The sequence below is a fragment of the Paenibacillus sp. FSL R7-0163 genome (assembly GCF_037969975.1).
GTDB lineage: Bacteria > Bacillota > Bacilli > Paenibacillales > Paenibacillaceae > Paenibacillus_AQ > Paenibacillus_AQ odorifer.
On sequence record NZ_CP150224.1, the window covers coordinates 3,629,222 to 3,650,476 of the forward strand.

Annotated in this window: 13 protein-coding genes and 1 riboswitch; of the genes, 7 read left to right on the forward strand and 6 right to left on the reverse strand. The window is 45.0% G+C overall.

Translation table 11 applies throughout. The features are described from left to right. The first annotated feature begins 356 nt into the window (after positions 1-356). From NST45_RS16240 to NST45_RS16265, 6 genes are all read left to right on the forward strand, one after another. Complete coding sequence (locus tag NST45_RS16240; protein WP_036689718.1) at positions 357-1,382, forward strand: ABC transporter substrate-binding protein; 1,026 nt, start codon at positions 357-359, stop codon at positions 1,380-1,382. Positions 1,383-1,521: 139 nt separating this feature from the next. Further along, complete coding sequence (locus tag NST45_RS16245; protein WP_076142024.1) at positions 1,522-3,189, forward strand: AraC family transcriptional regulator; 1,668 nt, start codon at positions 1,522-1,524, stop codon at positions 3,187-3,189. Positions 3,190-3,237: 48 nt separating this feature from the next. After that, a riboswitch (cyclic di-AMP (ydaO/yuaA leader) is annotated at positions 3,238-3,379 on the forward strand. A gap of 140 nt (positions 3,380-3,519) precedes the next feature. Beyond that, positions 3,520-4,686 (forward strand): KamA family radical SAM protein, encoded by a 1,167-nt coding sequence (locus NST45_RS16250; RefSeq protein ID WP_339823176.1) that lies wholly within the window; start codon positions 3,520-3,522, stop codon positions 4,684-4,686. 142 nt (positions 4,687-4,828) lie between these two features. Beyond that, complete coding sequence (locus NST45_RS16255) at positions 4,829-5,740, forward strand: YafY family protein (protein ID WP_076225158.1); 912 nt, start codon at positions 4,829-4,831, stop codon at positions 5,738-5,740. 83 nt (positions 5,741-5,823) lie between these two features. Then, entirely contained in the window at positions 5,824-6,339 is a 516-nt protein-coding gene (locus NST45_RS16260; RefSeq protein ID WP_076225157.1) for a DinB family protein, read from the forward strand. Positions 6,340-6,395: 56 nt separating this feature from the next. Beyond that, positions 6,396-6,965, forward strand: coding sequence for a YdeI/OmpD-associated family protein (locus tag NST45_RS16265; RefSeq protein ID WP_076225156.1), 570 nt, complete (start codon positions 6,396-6,398; stop codon positions 6,963-6,965). 1,079 nt (positions 6,966-8,044) lie between these two features. On the opposite strand, the gene uvrA is transcribed toward NST45_RS16265, so the two are convergent. Next, the gene (gene uvrA, locus NST45_RS16270; protein WP_339823183.1) at positions 8,045-10,549 is read right to left on the reverse strand and encodes an excinuclease ABC subunit UvrA; all 2,505 of its coding nucleotides are present in this window, start codon (positions 10,547-10,549) and stop codon (positions 8,045-8,047) included. A 257-nt stretch (positions 10,550-10,806) separates the two neighbouring features. Here uvrA and NST45_RS16275 point away from each other — a divergent pair, with 257 nt between their 5' ends. After that, positions 10,807-11,244 (forward strand): MarR family transcriptional regulator, encoded by a 438-nt coding sequence (locus NST45_RS16275; protein WP_052097458.1) that lies wholly within the window; start codon positions 10,807-10,809, stop codon positions 11,242-11,244. A 70-nt stretch (positions 11,245-11,314) separates the two neighbouring features. Here NST45_RS16275 and NST45_RS16280 read toward each other — a convergent pair whose 3' ends face one another. From NST45_RS16280 to NST45_RS16300, 5 genes are all read right to left on the reverse strand, one after another. Further along, positions 11,315-14,074, reverse strand: a complete 2,760-nt coding sequence (locus NST45_RS16280) for an alpha-mannosidase (protein WP_339823184.1) — start codon at positions 14,072-14,074, stop codon at positions 11,315-11,317. Between the two features lie 45 nt (positions 14,075-14,119). Next, a complete protein-coding gene (locus NST45_RS16285) occupies positions 14,120-17,272 on the reverse strand; it encodes a beta-galactosidase (protein WP_339190531.1) in 3,153 nt (1,050 codons plus the stop codon). Beyond that, complete coding sequence (locus NST45_RS16290) at positions 17,269-18,588, reverse strand: glycoside hydrolase family 125 protein (protein ID WP_339190529.1); 1,320 nt, start codon at positions 18,586-18,588, stop codon at positions 17,269-17,271. The genes NST45_RS16285 and NST45_RS16290 overlap by 4 nt, the downstream gene beginning before the upstream one ends. Positions 18,589-18,710: 122 nt before the next feature. Continuing rightward, complete coding sequence (locus NST45_RS16295; protein ID WP_076129999.1) at positions 18,711-20,228, reverse strand: ABC transporter substrate-binding protein; 1,518 nt, start codon at positions 20,226-20,228, stop codon at positions 18,711-18,713. Positions 20,229-20,313: 85 nt separating this feature from the next. Beyond that, entirely contained in the window at positions 20,314-21,237 is a 924-nt protein-coding gene (locus NST45_RS16300) for a carbohydrate ABC transporter permease (RefSeq protein WP_339823187.1), read from the reverse strand. Positions 21,238-21,255: the final 18 nt, after the last annotated feature.

Here is a 21,255-nt window from a genome sequence, read left to right on the forward strand (position 1 = left end):
TCAATGCGGACAACCCTGAATTTTTGCATCACCTGAACATCTTAATACATAACAATAATCAGATTCAAAAAAACACCACAATCCTATGTGCTTCAAGGGATTCCTTCTGCCAAGTTTGTTATGAAGGCAAGCTCCCTCTCTTTCTTTCCATTGCTGTTATTTAGAGTATTTTTCCAAGCAGCTAAAAATAATTTAAAATAATTTCAACCACATCCTTTTTACTTGATTGTACAAATCAAATTACGGGGTTATTTTTTGTCCATTGAGTAAAAAGAGGCTTTAATTTATGATAGTTTTTAATCGAGAATGATTATCATTATTGGTGGTCGTTACATATAATAGGGAGGCAATAAGATATGAACAAGGTAAGACAGTCCTTCGCTGTGGTATGTGTACTATTTTTGCTGAGTACATTGCTACTGGCGTGCGGAAACTCAAAGGAACAATCCTCTGCCAATAGTACGGCGAACGCAACCGGGAACTCTTCCGCTGCAACCGCGGCACCTTCAGCAGAACCCTCAGATAGCAGTACAGATGAAGCTGCAGCGACTACCCGCTCCTATACAGATTACATAGGACATACTGTAGAGATTCCAGTGAATCCGCAGCGAATTATCTATTCTGGAGAAACTTATGGCGATTTGCTTGCACTTGGTGTGCAGGCGGTAGGTTATCCTCTTTCTATGGGGGAAGGCCAGGTTTTTGAAGATCAATTGCAAGGTGTGGAGGATGTAGGCTTCCCTATCAATCTGGAAAAAACATTGGAGCTTCAGCCTGACTTGATCATCTATGCGGGCACAGATGAAGCTGATTTCGAGCAGCTCTCCAAAATTGCACCAACGATAATATTTAATACCTTTGCCCCACTCCAGGAACGTATGCTGGACATTGGTGGAATTGTTGGTAAAACGACTGAAGCAGAAGCATGGCTTGCCCAGTATAAAACCGCTGAAGAGAACATGTGGAAGCAATTGAAATCCGCAGGCATGAAAGAGGGCGAAACGGCTGCGGTCTTCACTTATTATCCAGGAGACAGACTATTTATAATGGCAGCAACCGGACTTTCACAGGTACTCTATGGGGAGAATGGCTTCAAGGCAACTCCAGCTATTCAGAAGATACTTGATGAAGGTAAAGGGTTCCAGGAAGTATCCATGGAAGTCCTGAAAGAATATGCCGGAGACCGGATATTCATCTTGACTCCAGTGGCAGAAGAAGCAAAACAATCCACAGAGAATCTATTAAAGAGCCCTATCTGGAAGAGCCTTCCTGCCGTCAAGAACGGATATGTCTATACACAAGACATCATGAAGACTTCAAGTGATGCGACAACAAGAGAATGGCTGCTTGGCGAAATTCCACAGCTATTGAATATGAAATAACCTTCCGAGATGAAGTGTTTAACACAAGGCTGATAAAAAACTGCAAGAAGCATGTCAACAGCTGTTGATATGCTTCTTTTTTTTATATACAATGAATTCATTGATAATCATTCTCACCAAATGAACGGAGGCTGAACCCATGCTGCATACATCATCGTCCTGCCCCCCACTCCACTCTCTGTTATTTCAGCTAAACGAGGCCGAACTGATGATTCAAGCTGCCGATTCAAGCTCTATAACGCGTACAACCCAGGACTATACCCTTCTCATATTTACTGGAGGGAACGGACAATTGAACCTCGATGATCAAAGCGTGATACTAAGTACGGATAAATGTTATCTACTATCTCCTGGAATCTCCTATAGTACGAACAACCAGGAGCTGACGTTGTATTATTACCTCATCACCTTTACAGCAATTTATACAACCAAGCATCCTAAACGATATTCTGGAGAGCTGCTTTCCGGCAGACGGGAGTTAATTGTGCACCCGTTCACCAAGGTAATCCGACTAGTCGAAGAGCTGCTCATGAACAGGAATAATACCGATGATGTACAACAATTCAAGCGACAATTAAAATTCCAAGAATTGCTGCTGCTACTTTTTGAGCATAATTACCCTTCCAAACACCTGCCAAGTCCTACGGAATCCGTAGAAAAGACCATAACATTCATTCAGGAGCATTATACAGAGAGTATCACCGTGAAGCAGTTGGCTGAACGGGCGGGGATATCGATCTGGCAGTATACACCGATCTTTCAACAGCTTACGGGTAAAAAGCCGCTTGAATACCTGACGGATCTGCGTATTAATCATTCCAAACGATTCCTGCAGGAATCGACTGAACCACTGCGGGAAATCGCCAGACTGGTCGGCTTCTCGGATGAATACTATTTCAGCCGCCGCTTTCGGCAAAAAACAGGAGTTACACCCGGACAATATGCACATCAGCAAGGTCGTAAGCTTACCGTCAAGGATTGGACGGGTCATGAGGTGGAAATTCCTGAACGAGCGAAACGTATTGTCTATCATGGCGAGACACTTGGCGACCTTCTCGCGTTAGGTGTAAAGCCTATCGGTGGAGATGAAGCATTCGCCCGGAACAGCGTCTATAAACATCGACTTAAGAAGCTCGCCAACGTCGGGTTTCCACTGGACCCGCAGTTGACCGCTTCCCTAAACCCAGATTTGATCATTTTGGCAAATAGTGATGAAAGAGCCTACAGAGCAGTTTCTGGTATCGCTCCGACACTCACCTTTGATTCATTTGCGCCTCTCGACAACCGAATGCGGACATTAGGCAGTTGGCTAGGTAAACAGCGCGAAGCGGAAGCATGGCTGGAGTCATTCACAATCAAAAACGCAGCCATGTGGCAGCAGCTTTACTCGACAACTCTCCAAGTTGGAGAAACCGCCTCTGCTTTGGTCTATGATCATGGAGATCATCTATATGCTATGGGAATGTCCGGATTCTCCACTGCGCTTTATGCCCCATGTGGTTTACAACCGACCGAAGAGATTCAGGCCATATTGGACGAAGAGTTAGGGTTCGCCGAAGTGGATCCAACACGACTGCCTGCCTACGCCGGAGATCATATCTTCATGTTCATTCCGGAACGCAAAGACTCGCGAGCTGCAATGGAACGACTACTAGACAGTTCACTTTGGAACAGTCTCCCGGCAGTACGTCAGGGACATGTTTATCTGCTCGACGGAAGCAAATGGAACTCCAGTGATGCGTTAACCCGGGAGAAGCTGCTAACGTTGTTGCCTAAACTACTCGGCGGAAGTAGCGCTAGCAATTGAAGGTGAATCTAGGATTCTCTTTTGACTTTTCAAAACTTCATAGGGTATACTTTATCTACGCTTAATTTCCAACTTTTACAGTTGAAAAGCGGGGGAACCAGTTAATTGGGGCGAATCATTGAGCATTAGAATGTAGGGTACCATCTTACCCGAGTCCGTCAGCTAACCTCGTCAGCAGTGGATGGGTCTGCTTTTCATGTTATTTACATAACCAGAGACCCTTGCTAAGGGTCTCTTTTTGTGCTTTTTTTGGACCCTGCTGGCAGTAGATTGGCCTTTGACACTAAGGCTCCCTCATTTCTCACACTACGAGACAAAGGAGAGATGTACGTGCAAAAGGTAAAGTACTTCACGGATATTAACAAAATAGCTATGTTGTCTGAGCTGGAAAAAGAGAATCTGAAAGAAATTACAGAAAAATTTGTTTTTCGTGTAAATGACTACTATCTGTCTTTGATTAACTGGGATGATCCAGAAGATCCCATCCGTAAGCTGGTTATTCCTAACGAAGGTGAACTGCTGGAGTATGGGCGCTGGGACGCCTCCGATGAGGACACGAATTATGTGGTACCTGGTTGTCAGCACAAGTATAGAACCACTGCACTACTGATTGTATCCGAGGTCTGCGGGGCTTATTGCCGCTACTGTTTCCGTAAGCGTCTGTTTCGAAATGACGTGAAAGAGGCGATGGCTGATGTCTCTCCGGGCTTGGAGTATATCGCAAAGAATCCGGAGATTAACAACGTACTTCTTACGGGCGGGGACAGTTTAATTCTCTCCACACCGAAGCTAAGATCCATTATTGAAAATCTAAGAAGCATTGAGCATGTTAAAATCATTAGACTAGGTTCGAAGATACCCGTATTTAATCCGATGCGGATCTCTGAAGACGAAGAGCTGCTGGAGCTGATTCGTACTTACTCTACCGAAGACAAACGAATCTATGTTATGGCGCACATCAATCATCCTCGTGAAATCACACCTGAAGCCAAAAAAGCATTTAAAGCTCTCCACAACGCAGGGGCAATTGTCGTAAATCAGACTCCCATCCTCAAAGGCATCAACGATGATCCCATTATTTTAGGGGAACTACTGGACCGACTTTCATGGGCTGGCGTTACACCCTACTACTTCTTTGTGAACCGGCCCGTTGCCGGAAACCGGGATTTCGTATTACCGCTCGAGCAAGTCTATCAAATTGTAGAAGAAGCCAAAGCTAGAACCTCAGGACTTGGCAAAAGAGTACGCTTATCCATGAGCCACACCTCAGGAAAAATAGAAATTCTCGCCATTGATAACGGGAAAGCCTATCTCAAATACCATCAATCCAGAGATCAGGAATACGGAAAATTCATGATTCTAGATTGTCCAAAGGACGCCGAATGGTTCGATGACCTGCCTGGGAATGAGCAATATTGGACCCCACCTGTGAAAAAAAACGATGCTATTATTTCTGTTAATCATTTATCAGAGCCTGCGGATTTAATCTGTAAATAAATTAATCGGCTCTGTCAGACTCTGTCATAGGATATTTCTTCATCACCAACAACAAAACTCCTCCCTCCCAAAATTAGCCCGAAAAAATCTATGATATAATCACGCTGTAACACGAAATGAACTAATGGGTGGGAATGCACACATGAAATTGGAACGATTGATTTCTATGATCTACAAGCTATTGAACCACGAAGTTTTATCTGCCTCCAAGCTGGCTGAAGAGTTTCAGGTTTCCCAGCGAACAATCTATAGGGATATCGATGTGATTTGTGCCGCTGGCATCCCGGTCGTAACGTATCAGGGTACTAAAGGTGGATATGGCATTATGGACGGATATAAAATGGATAAAAGCCTGCTCCGTTCGTATGATGTCACTTCTCTGATTACTGTACTTAACAGTCTCTCTTCCGTGTTTGAAGATGAGCATACGCAAGGAACCATTGAACGGCTGCAAACGATAGGAACGGAGCCACAGACTTCTAGTCTCGCGGTGGATCTTGAAACCCGGCGTACGGATCCTGACGCACTTCCTCTTTTACGTGCGGCTATAGCGGAACGAAATGTTGTCCGTTTTGATTACATCAGTGTAAAAAATGAACGTACAACCCGTGAAATGGAACCAGTAAAGCTTCATTTTAAATATAGCAACTGGTACATCTATGGTTATTGCCGGGCTCGGCAGGACTATCGAGAGTTCCGACTTTCCCGGATGCTGAATTTGTTCCTGACGCAGGATACCTTTCATTCGCAACATGAGGTACCCAAAGAGGCTGGCTGTTCAAACAGGGCAGATCAGGTGGAGGAAATAGTGATCCGGGTAGGCCCTGAGGCTTTGGCAGAAGCTTTGGATCAGTTTCATCAAGTCGACAAGGAATTTCATTCCGATAAAAGCATGACGATGCGAATTCCTGTGTATAAGCCATTGGAAGCACGTTGGCTTTGGTCCATTCTGCTGAGTTTTGGCAGCGGCGCCGAAGTCCTCGAACCCCCTGCATTGCGAGGTATTTTAAAAGAGCAGCTTCAAAACACACTCAAACTTTATGAAGAAGTATGACAGTCTGATGTCATACTTCTTCTTTTATATTAACTACAGTAACAAAAAACAAATCCATGACCATTCAAAAGGAGAATGTACGAATGACAAATTATCCAGTAGAAATGTTTAAATACCACACATGGGCAAACCAAACTATCCTGGGGAGAATCAAGGAACTCCCGCCTTCTGTGCTAAGTCAAGAAGTGAACAGCCCATTTCCCACCATCGCTCATGCCCTTAGCCATATCTATGCGGTTGATACGATGTGGTATCTTGTATTAACAGGCACTGCCATGCCAGAGGCTTTTCAACAAAGTATCCCGCTAAATTTGAGCATTCTAGATTCTGTGGATGAATACGTAAATATCTTTGCCCAGCTATCAGAACAATACAAAGCATGGTTACACAACCAATCCGATTTGGAGCAAACCATTCTGCTTGACAATCCATTCGCCGGAATCCGCCAAACACGCCTATCAGAAATTGTGTTGCAAGTCGCCAATCACGGGACTTATCATAGAGGCAATGTATCTACTATGTTACGGCAGTTAGGCCACGCTTCCACCATGAATGACTATTCTCTTTTTTGGTATCAGGTAACAGCGGAAGCTATTTAAACACTAATGGGCAATCTGCCCCACTCCATACCTAGAAAGGAAATTGTATTTTAATTATGGAGATTGAAAATCTAATTACAGTAAAAACGAGAGAAGATTTAAGAGTTTGGCTGCAGGAGAATTGTAAGACTGAACAATCTTGTTGGGTACTCGTTTGTATGACGCCAAACCCAGAAACGTTGCTATATTTGGACGTAGTTGAGGAATGTTTGTGTTTTGGATGGATCGATGGAGTGAAAAAGAAAATTTCGGAAACAGAGCTGGCGCAAAGACTCTCTCCCCGAAGTAAAAAAAGCTCTTGGACTGAATTGAACAAAGAACGGGTCCGCCGCCTCGAAAAGCTGGGGTTAATGAGTGCTGAAGGAAAACGGATACTTCCTGATATGAACCCTGATTCTTTTATAGTAGATAAGATTATAGAGCAAAGGCTAAAAGAGGACAGGCAAGTATATGAGAATTTCCGGGCCTTTCCCCCCCTTTATAAAAGAGTTCGGATCGACACGATCCAAAGCAATAAACATCAGCCAGATTTATTTAAGAGTAAATTAGACAAATTCATAACAAACACTAAAGAAAATAAAATGTACGGGCAATGGCATGATAATGGACGTCTGCTCGATTATTAAGCTGCGCTAGATGCATGATCTCCTGCTGAGGCTTTCGGACTCCAATGACGCTATTTACTAATTTATCGCCTCTTCAGCAATCCATCGGACTCCAGCGCAGCTATTCCTTAGAAACTGGCTCTTATAAGGCGTTTTTTTCGCCAATAGGGGCTATGCGGTCCGATAATACTCCAAATGACGGATTTTCCTGCATTTAAGGTCTGCTGAGTCCGATACGCCGAAGAATGATCATTTGCTGGACTCCTGAGTCCGACACCGCCGAAGTATGATCATTTGCTGGGTCAACTGCTATTGCTATTGCTATTGCTATTGCTATTGCTATTGCTATTGCTACTGCTACCACTACTGCTACCGCTACTGCTACTGCTACTGATACCATGATCTCCTGCTGAGGCTTTCGGACCCCAATGACGCTATTTACTAATTTATCGCCTTTTCAGCAACTCATCGGACTCCAGCGCAGCTATTCCTTAGAAACTGGCTCTTATAAGGCATTTTTTTCGCCAATAGGGGCTATGCGGTCCGATAATACTCCAAATGGCGGATTTTCCTGCATTTAAGGTCTACTGAGTCCGATACCGCCGAAGCATAGTCATTCGCTGGGTCAACTGCTATTGCTATTGCTACTGCTACTGCTACTGCTGCTGACACCATGATCTCCTGCTGAGGCTTTCGGACTCCAATGATGCTATTTACTAATTTATCGCCTTTTCAGCAATCCATCGGACTCCAGTGCAGCTATTTCTTAGAAACAGGCTCTTATAAGGCGTTTTTTTCGCCAATAGGAGCTATGCGGTCCGATAATACTCCAAATGGCGGATTTTCCTGCATTTAAGGTCCGCTGAGTCCGATACCCGAAGCATAGTCTTTCGCTGTCTGATGCTACCGTATCCTAATCATCTGCGGATCAAACACCATCGACTCATGATCATCTGTTATTCCGAAAGTGTTAAGTACGCGTGAATGGGATCGGTTCAAACGTTCAGACGAAGTTTAGAGTTGAGAGCAGTGGTTGGTTTAAGTTCAAAAAAGGAGGTGTCCTAGCCATTTTCATGGCTTTTGGACACCTCTTTTTTTGATTATAGCCCCTCAGCCAGAATCCGTTTCAGGAACATCCCTGTGTAGGATTCCCGCACTTCAGCAACCTGCTCCGGTGTACCTTCAGCTACAAGCTTACCGCCCACAACGCCACCTTCAGGGCCAATGTCAATCACCCAGTCGGACTCCCGAATCAACTCTAAGCTGTGCTCCACAACCACGACCGTATTTCCCGTATCAACCAATTTGCTCAATAAGGTATGGAGCTGCCTGATGTCTGACGGATGAAGGCCTGTTGTTGGTTCGTCGAGCAGATAGAGGGTATGGTTTTTGGAAGGTTTGCTCAACTCTTTAGCCAGTCTAATCCGTTGCCCTTCACCACCAGATAAGGTTTTGACAGATTGTCCCCATTTAAGGTAACCGAGACCCACCTCACACAACGTCTCGATTATCCCCGCCATTTTGGCTTCCGACTTAAGAATTGGCAAGCTTTCCTGCACGGACATGTCCAGCAGATCCGAGATGGAATATCCATCATATTTCACCTGGAGAACCTCATCCGTAAATCTTCTCCCCTTGCAAACGTGGCATTTAACCTCCAAATCGGGTAAGAAATTCATGTCTACAGTCAGCACCCCAAGACCCTGACAGGTTTCGCAGCGTCCACCCGGTGTGTTAAAGGAAAAATGCTTGGAGGTCAGTTTTCTTTTTTTCGCCTCCGGCAATGCAGCAAACAGCTGGCGCAGATGTGTGAAAACATCTGTATATGTCGCTACATTAGAACGCAACATCCTCCCCATGGGCGATTGGTCAAAAATCACTATATTTCCAACCTGATCTAAGCCTGCAATCTCCGCACAGCCTGTTTGCTCATGTTCTTTCGCACTACCTTGCGCAAGAATATCAAAGACTAGCGTCGACTTGCCTGAACCCGAAACCCCAGTTACAGAAACTAGACAACCTAGAGGAAATGTAACCTCCGGGATCTCAATGTTCCGGTATTGAGCCTGTCGGATGGTGATCTGTTTTCCGTCACCTTTCCGGCGAACATATGCAGCAGTCTTATGACGCTCTTCTCTAAGATAGGCTCCCGTAACAGAAGTCTCGCTTGCCATCAAGTCCTCAATGCTGCCCTCGCCAACAACTTGCCCGCCGTCCAGACCAGCACCCGGACCCATATCAATAATATGATCGGCAGCGCGCATCATCTCAATATCATGCTCGATAACGAGCACCGTATTCCCCAAATCGCGTAACTCCTGAAGCACACGAATGAGGCCAACAGTATCCCGCGGATGAAGCCCGGTCGTCGGTTCATCTAGAATGTATAACACTCCAGTCAGACCTGACCCCAGCAATGAGGCAAGGCGCAGCCGCTGTGCCTCTCCACCAGATAAGGAGACCGTCTGACGGTTCATAGAAAGATAACCTAGACCAACATCGATAATCCTTTTTAGTCGGGTAGGCATATCGTGAAGGATGGGTTCAAGCAGATGAAGTCCCTCGGCGGGCAAAGCCGCCTCTAAGCCTTTCGTCCACTCGTAAACATCGCTTAATGACCAATCCGATACCTCCGTAATCGATACGCCAGCTACCCGTACGAGACGAACTTCGTTTTTTAAACGAGCGCCAAGACATTCCGGGCATTGCTGCTCATGAAAAAATCCGCCGTCTTTTTCCTGTGTACCAGCTTCTCCTTCCTTCTCCTTGTAACGCCGCCACAAACCAGGAATGACGCCTTCAAATTTGGTGCCTTGAATCGGCTTAACATTGGGAAAATGGCGCTTAAACGCCTCACTTTCCACTCCGTAATACAACAAGTCGCGCTGAATTTCACCGTAATCTTTTAAGGGCTGATCCGGGTCAAACTCAAAGCCAAAATGCTTGCCAGCAGCCACTAATATACGCATCTGTATATCACGATGAACACCATTCAGCGAGGCCACCCCACCCTCACGCATACTAAGCTCTGGATTAAACACTGCCGCTTCATTTATAGTTGCCACAGATCCAACACCACCGCAGGCTTCACAAGCTCCCTCCGGCTTATTAAAAGAAAAGTGTGACATGCCCAGCTTCTCAAGCTCAGCTCCGCAATGCGGACAACCCATCGTTTGACCATGCATTTCCTCGTCTTCCTCGATCAGCAATCCCCTCGCTTCAAAAGAAGGTGGAATGCTGCCACTACAGGAAGGGCAAACCCGCTCGCCTAATCTGGAAAAGATAAACCGGACAAACGTATAGATGTCGGTGACTGTCCCAACTGTCGAACGGGGATTACGATTGGTGACATGTTGTCCAACACTAATGGACGGAGACAGTCCAATAATAGACTCCACCTTTGGTTTGCTGATCGTATCTGACGTCATGCCCATGGAATCCAAATACTGTCTTTGGCATTCCCGCTGAAGTGTATCCATAGCTAACGTCGATTTCCCTGATCCCGAAGGTCCTGTCAGGACAACTAGCTTATACTTAGGAATCGTGAGCGAGACATTTTTCAGATTATTCTCTCTTGCACCTTTAATAACAATAGTCTCTTTCACATCTATTCCCCTCTCATTTCAACCCACTGGTTTGTAGTTATATCTTCTATCCATATGGTTGCCCAAAGTTGTTGTATTGCAATTATTTTGCAAAACATTTCTAATTTCGATAGAATGTATTTGATAAATCACAAAATTTTCAAATAACTTTATAATCTAATATCTTGACTATCAAGATATAATTATTTTAAAAGGAGCGTTATCTTTTGTCAAGCCACGAACAACCTACACCAGAGCAGGAACAATTCACCTTGCTTATGCGCAGTTTGGGAAACCGAACGGTATTGTACCAACAAAATGTAGCCGCCTCACTTGGGTTATACAATAATGATTTCTTATCTATAGATATTCTACGGGAGAAAGGTCCTATCACTGCCGGAGAACTGTCTAAATTAACCGGTCTGACCACCGGAAGTGTTACAGCATTAATAGACCGGCTCGAAAAAAATGGCTATGTCCGCAGACAAAATGACCCGAATGACCGCCGTAAAGTGATTATTGTGCCATTATATGAGAATAAAGATGATGTCATTAATACGTACCAACCGCTCCATACCGCCATGGTTAAGCTCGCAGCTTCTTATACGGATGAAGAGCTCGCCCTTATTTCGCAGTTTTTAGGCAAAGCAAGTGCGGTTCTAGAAGAGCAGATTGATCATCTTGGATCCACTGCGCGCGGCAAATCTTCTTCCTAAGATACTTATTTATACAAAAAAGGACGATATCCAAAAGTCATACGACTCTCTGGATACCGTCCTTTTTCATTTATTTTCTAATACCAATCGTTACAATTTCGCATGGACCGATCTGTAAGTCAAAGCTTCCTTTCTCTTTCTCATCACTAGAGACAGGGTGGCTCTCCTCTTCTAGGATCGTCGTTTTATAGAAATACTGCTGCGGAATACTTGAACGGAAGGACAGGTTGGTGTTCTGCTGACTCATGTTATACCAACGCAGCAGCAAGTCTCCAGTCTGCTCGTTCATTTTTAGTGAAGAAAATGCGAGTTCCTTACTCTCCCAATCGAATGGAGTATAAACCGGCGCAACTACTCCTGCATGTACATCTGTCTGGCATACAATCCACGGAACCTGGAATTGGTAAGCTTCAGCATAAGCACCAGAAGTTATACCCTCACCTGTGTGCGGGATTAGCTCCATACGAACAACGTGCTCTCCAAGACACTGCGCTTCTGGAGTAGGGAATAGCCCCCAGTCACCAAGTTCACCAACAGAACGTAGCAGTGTAATCGCAATAGTGTTACGCCCATCTCGCAGCACTTCATATTCATTTAATCCAAAATTAGCGACGGTTAGACCCGCTTTCCCATCACTAATATCAACAAAGGCTTGCTGATGTTGCGTGTTACTCGGATTCTTCCATTCTGTGGCTGGTTCAATATTCCGCTCAGCAACCTCGAACATCGAATCTACACGATGCGTAGCAGCGTTCAAATCTGTCGGAAACAGTATACGAATCCGGTGATCTTTGGCCTGGTTATCTATTGTCGTTTCGATATGCAATCCCTTTCCGCCCCGCTCCAAGGTGATTAAAGTACGAAGTTTTAGAATGACTGTGTCACTACTGCGCTGAGCTTTGCGCTCCGGATAGTAAACCAGTGCACGCTGCTCCTCATCCAGCTTATCATCTGCCGAAGCTGGAATCTCCCAGTCATGCTTAATTTCTATAGCGGCGCGAAACGATGTATTTTCCAGTACACAAATATTAGCCTTTAGTCCTTTAGTCGTCAGAGCTTGTTCGGCCTCTGGCTGTTTGTACATATATTCATTGCCGATATCCCCGGTGTTTTCATATACGCCAAGATCTTGATAGGTCACTCCACTAGTTTTGTCACTTAGCATAAACGAACCATCATCATTAATAACTACCTTGATAACGTCATTTTCCAGCACCCGATCTCCTTGTAGCAAAGATTCAGCGGCTATTGGCAGTTTTGCATCTGCCCGGCGAACCCAAGCATATGAACGAAGACCTAGCGCAGGAACTTCTACGGCTTCAAAGGTAAGTCTTACCCGGCGGCACATATACGGCTGACGGAACTTGTCATCTGGCAAATCATAACCAAACTGAAGCCCTAAGTCCTCCATCTGGCAGGCAATATCATTCCCTTGATCGTCTACTAACACACGATCGTGCAAGTCAATTCCGGTCATACGGCTAGCCGTTTCTTCCAGAGAGAACCCTTCTCGCAAATATAGACGCGCCACATCAAGTTCTACGCTCACAGTACCCGTGCGACTCCAACCCGTCATATTCATCGCAACTAGTGGAAGCACGTCTTCACCATATGCTGTAAACCCGGTCGTATCCACAGCTTCTGCAATCTCTCGTTTACTACCCTCAACAATGGTCTCTGCCACATGACGGCTTTTGTCAAAACGGGTGACCATCTCACGGTGTACCTCATCCACGCTGCATCCACAAATGCTATCATGCGGATGATTCTGCATTAATGTCTTCCATGCATAGGTGAACAGATGATGGGGGTACTCTTTGCCCAGTAAATGTGCGAACGAAGCAAGTGGCTCGGCCACCTTTTCAAGCAAGATTTGCCCTTCCTGATTCATCTGTTTCAAATAGACACGCGCAGACGCGGTATTCACTAACGTACCCCATCCATCAGTATGCTGGCTCCGCAGTTCGCCCTTTACAGTCGACAGATTGCTGCGATCCATTACACCCTCTACGGCCTTAAGGTAATCAGGAAAGTTCGAATGAATGAACTCCATATCTGGATACAACCGCTTCGCAGTTTCGATAGCCTCTGGCAAATCCAGTTGAGCCGGCTGATGATCGCAACCATTCATGAACAGCAGCTCACCTGTAGAGGCAAACTTCCGCGCATCTGCCAGCTTTTTCTCCCAGAACACTTTGGCTTCTGCTTCATTTACAGGCACTTCGTTTCCGTTAGAATACCAATTAACAAATAGGATGCCGAGCACTTTTGATCCATCAGGACCTTCCCAAATCAGCTCCGAGAATGAGGATTCGTAACCTCCATCTGACACCGTATTATTGAATCCAGTGGGCTTCACACCTCTTCCAAAAAAGGCATTATTGATGCCGGATTGCCGCATTAATTGTGGAGTCTGGCCGACTAGACCAAAGGTGTCCGGAAAATAACCGATTTTGGAGGGTTCCCCGTAACGCTTCGAATCCTGATGGCCAATCTGCATATTACGAACATTGGCCTCCCCACTAGTAAGGAACGCATCCTGCAAAATATACCAAGGTCCTATTAGAAGGCGACCTTCCGTAATATATTTCTGCAGCCGCTCTTGATTTTCGGGACGTACCTGAAGATAATCATCCAGAATAATCGTCTGTCCATCCAGATAGAAACTCTTAAATTCGTTATCCTCATCCAACCGGTTCAGTAATTCATCAACCAGTTTTACTAAGCGTACATGATGCTTCTCATAGGGAAGATACCATTCCCGGTCCCAGTGTGTATGGGAAATGATATGGGCTGTCTGAGGGCTAATTGATTGTTTTGAGCTTTCCAAAGTGAAGACCTCCTTATATGCAATGCGTTCTATCTACCAAGTTGCTTAATGTAGAAGATGTGGATAATTGACATGAATCTCGACTTCCTGCGGGCGATAAACACCAAGCAAATCTCCTTTACTATCCGTGGCAAAAAGAACAGAACGTTCCTGTTCCAACACGAACGAATAAGTTCGGCCAGTGGCCGAATCCTTCACCTCGATCTTTGCATCCTGGGCATATTCCGACACGAAGGTAAAAAGTGCACCCGTAGCAAAGCTCAGTTTTCGTCCGTAGATACCCGCTAAGTCCCCACCACTAATCCATTCAAAATCACGTTCCACAAAAGCAGCATTAACCGCGTAGCGGTAAAGTGCAGCCGTAGTATCCCTACGCTCACTCAATTCAACTGGCAGTGGACTCCATAGGAGTCGACCCTTGCCCAGCGGAAGGTTCACGACAGTGTCTATAGTAGAACTCCCACCATTTTTTTGAATGATCGTTTCCTTCGTCACCTCAGCTATCCGGCGGTGGCCGAAAGAGACAGGCAGTACTTGACCTTGAAGCATAAGCACTTCTTCGCGGCGCACATTACGCAATTCGCGTTTGCCAAGAATATCACTCAACCGATCCGAAGAACGCCAGTAGGCATCAATGCTTAACGGTCCAGTGGCAAGCAATACCGCTCCTGTCTCTTCAACGATATGTAACAACCGTTCCATCGCTGCATCAGCGAAGTTATGCGCGCTTGGCAGTATAATCAGCTTCGCAGGGTTCTTCTCCAAATCATCTAGGTGGTATTCAGAAGCCCCCCGAAAAGACATCTTGAGCTCATAAGACAGAATGCGGGTAAGCTCTGTTGTAGACGCAAAAGCCAACTTTCGATTAGAGAAATCATTCGAATAAGGGAACACCACCGCAATCTCTTCCAATTTCCGATCACCAAATATATCACGGATACCTTCTATAAACTTCCCGAAATCATAAGATACGTCTGCCTCAGGCTTCTCGGTTCCATCCGCTCTCAGTGCTCCGATATGGGACTCATTCGCATTATCCATATAGAAATTCGTATTCCAGATCCAGTGAATAGCTCCCGCACCAGCCGTTCCAAAAGCGTAAGCATACTTGCGTTCCAGCAAATTCCGCAGCTCTTGTTCTGAACGTTTGGCTCGGCCATCTGGAGTTTCTACATACATGACGCCTGTCTCCTGAATTAGGTTTGGCTTATTGGGGGTTTTGGTAAAAATGCCATCCCATATCAAATAGTCGTTAAACCACCAGGAGTGCACAGTAGTGTAATCTACCGCTTCCTCATAGAAAAACGGCGAAGGACGCTGCGCTCCTAGTCCCTCATCCTGGCCAACCGTAACCATCTGAGCTGGACATTGCTCCTTAATGGTATCGTATAATTGCTTCACCCAACGGTTATGCATTTCCATAGAGAACAAACAATAGTCCAACCAGCGTGTCCCCCTCTTAGCACTGTGCATATCTTGTACGTCGAAGTTCATCTCTTTTGCTTCAGGCAGCCCTGCCGAAGCAAAGGCCGGAAGCTGTGCGGGCGTCATATTCCAGCGTTCCTGCAGCACTTCGATTACACCATGTCTTTCTTGTAGCCATTCCCTAAAAGCTTGTCGCTCAAAGCGATCATGGCATGAACTCGGGCCGTCCGAGAAAATACGGTCCGGATCAAACATCGACGGTTCATTAATAAGATCCCAGTCTACATTCGAAGAATCTTTATGACGAGATACAATAGACCGAATGAACCGCTTCTGAGCCTCAACACTTTGTGGGTCCAGATAAGGATTTACCCCACCCCACGTTTCCGGGGTGAAGGAGAAAAACGTGAACGTCACCTGAAGATCATGCTTTTTCGCCGTCATGATGAAGGCGTCGATCGCCCGCAATACTTCTTCCGAGACATGTCCATCGTCTTGCATCACATTGCGATAAGCTGTCCAGATCCCTGTACGGATCCAGTTAATCCCGGCCTTCCGCATCTGGCCCATATCACGATCCCAAACTCCGACGTTCGGCAGAAATAGAAATTTACGCGCCACATCACTCGCCATATAAGTCATGCCGACCACTGGTAGCGGACGCCCATCTTTTATAAAATAATCTCTGCCGCTCGTTACCGGATGGCCTGCTGCCAGCAGCTCAGGAGCATGACCCCAGAACCCTTGGCGCAGAATGCGAACCTCACCATCACTGGCTTCTGCTTCACAGACAATCTGGTAGAGGCCCCTACTTATCTCCAAAGGAATAGGCAGACGCACCATGTTTAGTTCTGCATTCGCCTTCATTTCCAAACTCTGAGACCACTTCAAAGAGGTATCTGATTCATGCTCTACATGAATTGTGAAATTCCATGTATCTTCATTTCGCATAGAAGGTCTCACTCGTTCAAGCTGCTGAATCTGAAGGGTTAGGGAAGCACGTTCTCCTGATTCATAAGACGCGTAATTGGGCTTAACCCACATTTCCGTAACACCCTTGCTGCAGAAACGCGCCCAATTGGATATCGCGGAAGGACCTTTTTGCTCCCAAAAAGAAGCTGTTGCAGGTGTATTTACGAACAGCCAGCGTGAACCTGCATACAAACCGCTCGTATTCTCCCAAAGAACCACTGGGGCAGCGGTTTCTCGACCCTCGGACGTAATTCCCTTTAAGAGCGGGTAAATCCGTGTGCTCATCGGACCTGCCGAGCCCATTTGATGTGGTAAATCACTCGTCTTTGTCGTATGTGGCACGAGGTTCCATGTGTCCGCACTCGTTAGAAAAAGAGATTCTTGACCCTTAAGCAGAGGAATGACATCCAAGGCAAGCAATGAATGGTTGCGTGAGCATTCAACACGAAGTGCCTCATGAATATACAGCTCCTGATGATAGGAAGTCTGCTCCGCTTCGACATGCCATCGGCCATTTTCCCAACGAACAGGTTGTTTGAAGGGTGCGCCTCCAATGCTAATCAACCCGCCACCTCTTTGCAGGTATTCAAGAATGGCTATCCAGGCCGCTTTCGGGAAATAGGGTGCATGCAGATTGATGAAACAGCCGCCTTTCGTTTCGCATAGCGTTTGTGCAAGCTGATTCTCACTTACAATAGATCCGAACTCACTCATGGATGTAATCGCATCGCTAGGAATGGGACTGGAAATTGGAAAATCAGAATCATAAAATATGATTACAGGTCTACTCAGGCTGCTCATAGTAGTCCTTCCTTCATCATTTTATAGACAAGTTGGGAGAACAGACTATTGGACCAGGCGAACCATTTTCTAGTGAACGTATTCGGATCATTAACATGGAATCCCTCATGCATAAAGCCAGTATCCGCATCCGTAGCTTCTAACATCGCAAGCATCTCCAGCTTTTCTTCCTTAGTTGAAGCCGTCAAACCTTGCATGGTTAATGCCATATGCCAGATGTAGTCTTTGGGAGTATGCGGACTGCCGATTCCCTTCGCTGCGGTTCCTTCAAAATAAAAAGGATTCTCCTTGCTCAGAGCAAATCGTCTCGTATTCTGATAAATTTCATCCTCTGCGGTAACATAGCCGAGATAAGGAATCGACAGGAGTCCTGGTGTTCCCGCATCATCCATCAAGCAGTAGTTGCCATAACCATCGGTCTCGTAGGCGTAGATTGGACCGAATTTCGGATGACGATAAATACCATACAATTGAATTCCGTGATCAATCTCAGCTTCTAATGCTTTAAGCTGTTCCAGAAATTCAAGATCACGGAATACCCATTCAGCGAATTCCTGCATATGACGTAATGCAACAACAGCGAACATATTCCCCGGGATGTTGTAATGAAAGTCGCATGCATCATCACTCGAGCGGAATCCCGACCAGACCATACCCGTGTAATTAACAGGCATACCTAGACCGTTATTACGCAGTGTATCTTCAGGAATCCCATTGTTACGCGTAAACCGGTATGGAGATAATTCACTATGGCGCTGTTCAGTTTTGAACAGGTTGAATATTTTGATCATTGCTGCCTTAAATCCGGCGTCGAATATATCAGCCTTTCCGGTTTCTTTCCAATAGGCATAAGCCAGACGCATGGAAAAACAAAGAGAATCGATCTCGAATTTACGCTCCCACACCCAGGGGGACATTTCCGTAATATCGCTAGTGCTCCAATGCCAATCATTCGCTGTCTCATTAAACGCATTGGCGTACGGATCGATATGAATATACTCGATATGACGTTTAATTAACCCGCCAATAATCCGCTGAAGATCGGGATCGTTTTTAGCAAAGGGCACGTAGTGCATAACCTGCTCCACAGAGTCTCGCAACCAAGAAGCTGGGATATCTCCTGTAATTACAAACGTTGTCCCATCATCCATAAGCTTAGTCGTTGTCTCAAGCGTATTGGGAAAACAGTTCTTAAAAAGCTGCAACAGCTTCGGCCGATGAGCTAACTTCTCCTCTGCTTCGTTCAATACTTCTTGAACCGCTTGAGGAAGCGGCAGCTTCGGCATAGAGATGGTGGGAAGTCGGAATTGTTCCATATTCTCACTCCTTCATAATAAATGGGGATAGATAGAGAGACGGGCAGCATAGCTGCCCGTCTCCACTAATCCTATTTGTGTTACCTTTAGTGATTAATCTTAGGCGTGTTACGTTCATTAGCTTATTTCTTTGTCTGGTTCCACTCATCAAGTTGCTTTTGAACTTCTGCAATGACTTTATCAAGTCCAGCTTCTTTAAATTTCTTCGCTGCTTTTGGCAGATATGTTTTAGGATCAACAGAACCTGTGTATAGCGCTGGCATAAATTCTTTAGTTACGTTGTTGATAGCCGCTACTTCTGTTTTTACAGGTGTAGGATCAAATGCAAAACCGAAGGTAGGGGCTTCTTTTGAAGAATCATTAAACTTCTTGAAAGCATCCCATTTATCAGCAGGGTCATCAGCATGCAGATAAGTCAGTAACATGTTCCCAAGTGTGAAGCCTGGCATTGCATAGCTATCTTGCATAGCTGGCAGATCTTCAATGACATTGTCGGAGATTTTCTTATAATGAGTGCCTTCAATACCATAGTTGAGCAAATTGCGTAAGTACTTATCTGTATTCAAAAGATTCAAGAACATCATCGCGCGCTCAGGATCACCTGAGGTTACGGAAATCGCGTGCATCGAACCTGCGGCGGACTGTGTATATACATAAGGCTCATGCATAGGCGAAGTTACAATTTCATAACCTGCTGAACGAGACCAACCTTTTTCTGCATAAGGCTGTGTGATTTCGCGATCGGCAAACCATTTACCGGTCTTAATGTTATCAATACCTTCAAGTGTCGCAACGTCTGGGCGTAAGTAACCTGCTGTGTAAAGTCTACGCATCGTATCTAACGATGTTGCAAGTTCAGGTGTCTCCAGAATATTAACAACCTTGCCATCTGTGGAATCCATATAGACCCCGATAGGTAGCTCATCACCTAGTACATAGTCAAATGGCATGAATGGTTTAAAGCCTTTAGGAACAGCTAGAGGTGTAATATCAGCCGGCTCGTTCTCTTTAATCGTTTTAAGAAGTGGCTCTAGATCATCCAATGTACGGATATTGGAAATGTCCATGTTATATTTATCAACATATTTCTTATTGAAGCGCCATACCCATTGCTGTCCAAGCTCCTTATTTACAGGAACACCATAGATCTCACCTTTAATCTTAGTTCCTTCTAAGAAACGAGGGTCCAAAACTTCTTTCGTTTCCTTACCATACTTATCTAGCAGATCATTCAGACCCAAGAACGTCCCATTAGCAGCGTTACGACGGAAGTCATTTGTCCAAGAAGAGGTAAAGGCAATATCATAAGGCTCACCGGAAGCGGTGATGACTTGCATCTTCTTATCGTAATCGCCCCAATCGAACATCGTAATGTTCAACGTCGCGTTAATTTTTTCTTGGGTATATTTATTAACTTCTTTTAAGACAAGATCTAAATCCTTTTGAGGTCCACCAATTAAATACATCTTCAACTCATATGGCTTTAATTCTGATGTGTTCCCTGCTGAATTCCCTGCTGCCGCTGAATTGTTTGTTTCTTTAGCAGCATTTGTATTATTATTCGAACCACATCCAGCTAGAAGGCCAGAAAAAAGCATTGTCCCTGCAAGAGCGAGTGTTAAGCCTTTTTTCATTTTCATTTCTATTTTCCCCCTTTAGATTAATGAACGCTTTATTTATATCGATTCCTGTCCTAGCGATTCGAATAAATACATCTTAGTAGTGTTACTCCTTTAAAGAGCCCACGGTTAAGCCTTGTACAAAATACTTTTGGAAGAACGGATACGCTAGTGCTATAGGTAAGGTCGCCAGTACAACCATCGCCATACGAACGGTTTCTGTTGGCAAGGTTGCAGCAATCTCAAAGCTTGATCCCATCTGCATACTGTTCTGAATGACAAACTCCATATTATTCTGAATTCGCATCAGCATCGCTTGGAGTGGAACAAGACTCGCATCATCTATATACAGCAGGGCATTAAACCAATCATTCCAATAGCCCAGCGTACAGAACAATCCAATCGTTGCAATCCCCGGTAAAGAGATTGGAAGTACAATTTGCAGGAAGGTCCGAAACTCACCAGACCCATCAATTTTGGCAGCCTCAATGAGTGCATCAGGTATGCTAGTCTGGAAGAAGGTCCGCATTACTAGAATAAAGAATGCATTCATCGCTATGGGCAATATTAAAGCCCATATCGTGTTGTACAAATGTAAAAACTGCGTAGCCACGATATAGTTGGGAACCATTCCGCCTGAGAATAACATCGTGAAGAAGGCGAAGAAGCTGAAATAATTACGATAGCGAAATGATCTTCGAGAGAGAACATACGCATAAGTTGTTATTAGAAATAAACTAATGAGCGTACCTAGTACAGTAACCATCAAAGTAACTCCAAAGGAACGAAGCAATTGATCACCTGTGTTAAAAACAAACTGATAAGCTGCTAAACTATATTTTTCGGGTAACAAGCTAAATCCATTTAGAGCAAGTACTTTCTCATCTGTAAAAGAAATGGCTATGACAAACAAGAACGGAAACACACAAGTAAAAGCGAAGATGCCAATTATAATATTGAGTACCACATTCCATAAAGGAGTAATGGCGTTGTTGTCGATTTCTTTTGGCTTACGTTTGAATACTGCCATAACGTCACTAACTCCTTT